Raw genomic sequence first — 546 nt, 5'->3', positions numbered from 1 at the left:
TCGCCCTCCAGAAAGACCACCAATACCTCCATGCCCACCCGCGGAATGCTGACGCTGCCGTGGCCATTGCCGGCCCAGCCCGAGGCGACCCGCAGCCAGCAACTGCTCTGGTCGTTGTGCTGGCCCTCGCGGTCCCAGTGGAACTGCACCTTGACCCGGCCATAGGCGTCGCAATAGACCTCTTCGCCTTTCGGGCCGGTAACCCGGGCCGTCTGGCTGCCCAGCACACGGGGCTTGTGGTACGCCTGCTGCGGACGGTAGAACACGTCCCAGGGGGTGGCGGTAAAGTGGTTGCGATAGCCCTGAGAGAAGCCGTCATCCGCCGCCGCGCAGTCGGCAGTCATGCTCTCCTCCAGCACTTGCGGTTGCTTGCCTTGATGCTGAATCTCGGTCAGCAGCCACAGGTCGTTCCAGGCCTGGCACGGGTGGCCGGACAGCTCCAGCAGATGCCCCGTCACCAGGCTCGGCTGGTCGCTTCGGCCCTCGGCAACCCGATGCTCGGCCCGGTGGCGTTCCAGGGCGCGCTGGCTGAGTCGCTTGCCCTCC

The 546-nt window shown here is 67.0% G+C and carries 1 protein-coding gene; it reads right to left on the bottom strand.

Annotation, left to right across the window (positions count from 1 at the left end):
- On the bottom strand, positions 1-546 hold a 546-nt coding region (gene tssI / locus UIA24_RS23115; RefSeq protein WP_330524055.1), incomplete at both ends, for a type VI secretion system tip protein TssI/VgrG.

This window comes from Pseudomonas sp. AL 58 (assembly GCF_036348395.1).
In the GTDB taxonomy this organism is placed as follows: domain Bacteria; phylum Pseudomonadota; class Gammaproteobacteria; order Pseudomonadales; family Pseudomonadaceae; genus Aquipseudomonas; species Aquipseudomonas defluvii.
The sequence above is the reverse complement of the archived record's forward strand: the minus strand, read 5'-3'. Positions and strand labels throughout refer to the sequence as shown.